This is a genomic window from Parapedomonas caeni, assembly GCF_041060555.1.
GTDB lineage: Bacteria > Pseudomonadota > Alphaproteobacteria > Sphingomonadales > Sphingomonadaceae > CAUJIW01.
In genome coordinates this window covers 1-820 of sequence record NZ_JBEUDS010000067.1, presented here as the reverse complement: position 1 = coordinate 820, position 820 = coordinate 1, and the positions used below count along the sequence as shown (strand labels likewise).

At 67.0% G+C, this 820-nt stretch carries 3 protein-coding genes; 2 read left to right on the top strand and 1 reads right to left on the bottom strand.

Translation table 11 applies throughout. The features are described from left to right. The coding region (locus ABU113_RS17200) for a flagellin (protein ID WP_454560675.1) at positions 1-141 on the top strand (141 nt) is incomplete at its 5' end. 221 nt (positions 142-362) lie between these two features. Here the strand turns inward: ABU113_RS17200 and ABU113_RS17195 are convergent. Further along, the gene (locus ABU113_RS17195; protein ID WP_454560674.1) at positions 363-497 is read right to left on the bottom strand and encodes a hypothetical protein; all 135 of its coding nucleotides are present in this window, start codon (positions 495-497) and stop codon (positions 363-365) included. Between ABU113_RS17195 and ABU113_RS17190 the strand changes: the two genes are divergently transcribed. Then, complete coding sequence (locus ABU113_RS17190) at positions 484-696, top strand: flagellar protein FlaG (RefSeq protein ID WP_454560673.1); 213 nt, start codon at positions 484-486, stop codon at positions 694-696. The two genes, ABU113_RS17195 and ABU113_RS17190, sit on opposite strands and share 14 nt — an antisense overlap. Positions 697-820 lie beyond the last annotated feature (124 nt).

Here is an 820-nt window from a genome sequence, read left to right as displayed (position 1 = left end):
GGCATCGGCAACCTGGTGGACGCCGACCTGGCCAAGGAAAGCGCCAAGCTGCAGTCGCTGCAGGTCAAGCAGCAGCTCGGTCTGCAGGCGCTGTCCATCGCCAACCAGGCGCCGCAGTCCGTGCTCAGCCTGTTCCGCTAAGGACAAGCCTCGGCGGTGGGGAAGGCGTGACCCGCCTTCCCCACCCCGCGACGGCACCAGAATCGCGCGCCAGAAAAAAAACAGCGCGACACGACCATCGACACCGATGCTCGGCCGAGGTGATACACAAGGGTGACAATCATGGATGGGGTAACGCTGACAGGTTCGAGGGGGCCTGCGGTTATCCAGAACCCTGAGACCGCCAGCGCGGTCCGTCAGGGTCAACCGCCGGCCTCGACAAGCCCGGCCAGCAGTACCGACACAACGGTGCTGCCGGCCCCGCGCGACAGCGCGCGCGACAGCACCGGCGCCACCGACGAGAAGCGTTCGGCGGTGGAAAAGGTGCTCAAGGCCATCGACGATGCCGGCAACGACATCGCCAGCGGCGCGCGGCTGGTCATCCGCATGGACGAGGACAGCGGCCGCTTCGTCTACGAGTTTCGCGACCCCAGGAGCGACGAGGTGGTGCGACAGTTTCCCGCCGAGAGCGTGCTCAAGGCGCTCGCCGCCTACCGGCAGGCCGCCGCCGGCGTCGTCCTCGACCAGCAGGCCTGAACCGGCTTCTCCGAACCGGCAGGCCTGACCGGGCAACATCGCATACCCGGCAGCTATTGCCGGCAAGATCGGACACACAGATAGAGAAGCAACTGGCCGGCGGGGCATCAACCCGCCGGCTTTT